Source organism: Enterobacter sp. K510 (assembly GCF_055804875.1).
In genome coordinates this window covers 1-1233 of the sequence record NZ_JBNRLQ010000026.1, presented here as the reverse complement: position 1 = coordinate 1233, position 1233 = coordinate 1, and the positions used below count along the sequence as shown (strand labels likewise).

Genomic DNA, 1233 nt, shown 5'->3' with positions numbered 1-1233 from the left:
TCAGAACTTATACTTGTAGTTCAGCATAAAGCCCTTGTCCTTCACGCCATCTTCCTGCCACTGGAAGGCATCCGCCGTGAACTGCGCGTTACCGGCGCTGTACTTCACGCCCGCCATCGCCTGGCCGTTCACGCCACCGCCCTGCTGGGCATCGTCAACGCTGAACGTCTGGCCTCTGGCACCCGCCAGAGAAGCCGTGCGCTTGCTCTTCGCATAGCTCAGGTTCGGGCCGCCTTCCAGCGACGCTGTCGCTGCCCAGCCGTCTTCACCTGCGTAGCTCAGCTTCAGGCCCACCACCGCATCAACCGCCGTTTCGCTGCTGCTGCTCATGCTCAGGTTGAAGTCGCCCGCGCCTTTCTCGCTGTAGCCGTCTTCCATGGTGTGACGCATTTTCAGACCGGCAAACGGCGTTACCGTCAGGCCTTCCTGCACCTTGAAGGCTTTTGACCCTTCGGTACGAAACTCCATGTACTGCTGGCGGGTGTCGGCGTTCGCCGTTTTGTTCACGTCGCCGTAACGTACCGCACGGTTGCTGTCGAAGTTATGCACGTCATAACGCAGGGCGTTATCCCAGTTCAGGCCGCCTTCCGTCAGCGGCAGGCTGTGCTTCAGCCCCAGGAACTGGCTGTAACCGCCCGTCACGCCGTTGTCGCCGGCGCTCATCGCATTACCATCACCGTCCAGACGGGCGATACCGTACTCCATGGTCAGCGTCTGGTTGTCACCGAACGCCAGGCTCTGGCGCAGCGCCAGCATGTCGTAGGTGGTGTCATTACCCAGCTCGGCACGCTTGTCACCCTTCGCCACCACGTTGAACGCCAGACCGTTATTCATCACCGGTGCCGTGTCCGCCAGCATGTCGAAGCGGTTGCTCAGGATACGCGCATCGCGGGATACGCCGGTCGCCTTGCTGCCAGATATCTGCTTCAGGGCGCTGGTCAGCTCCGCGCTGGTTGCCAGGTTCAGGCTGTTGTACAGCTCGTTGCTGGTGTAGGCCGCATCCAGTGCATTCGCCACGCTGTTCACACTCGCATCGCCCGCCACGTCCGCATAGGCGTTTTTGGTCATGGTGACATCCACGTTACCGCTGGCGTCCTTCTCACCTTCCGCTGTCCAGACCACGCTGGCGGAGGTGATGTTCTGCTCACCCTGAATATCTTCCCCGACAAAGACGTCGTTGAAGGTCACAGAGGTGTCCGCCGTACCCGCGGTAAAGCCGGTGTCAACGTTCAC

The 1233-nt window shown here is 60.8% G+C and carries 1 protein-coding gene; it reads right to left on the bottom strand.

The window, feature by feature from the left end:
* Positions 1 to 1233, bottom strand: a 1233-nt coding sequence (locus tag ACQUTD_RS21565) for an autotransporter domain-containing protein (RefSeq protein WP_473385757.1), incomplete at its 5' end; no start/stop codon positions are given.